The following is a 279-nucleotide window of genomic DNA, read 5'->3' on the forward strand; positions in this document are numbered from 1 at the left end:
TTGTAAAAAATATGATATAATACCGTATAAGAATTATTCATTGACTATTTTTTACTATTTTTGCCAGCTGAAATATCAGAACTTTAATTCTGTTTTTGCAGCACATAAAAACATAAATAAAAACAAATGATTTTACCAATTGTAGGATACGGTGATCCTGTTTTAAGAAAAGTAGGGCAAGATATTACACCAGAATATCCAAACCTAAAAGAAACGATCGCAAATATGTACGAGACGATGTACAATGCGTATGGAGTTGGACTTGCAGCACCGCAGGTT

Annotated in this window: 1 protein-coding gene; it reads left to right on the forward strand. The window is 31.9% G+C overall.

Translation table 11 applies throughout. The features are described from left to right. Positions 1-126: 126 nt before the first annotated feature. The coding region (locus tag ACWA1B_RS22560; RefSeq protein WP_456910839.1) for a peptide deformylase at positions 127-279 on the forward strand (153 nt) is incomplete at its 3' end.

The organism is Flavobacterium xizangense, from assembly GCF_054075145.1.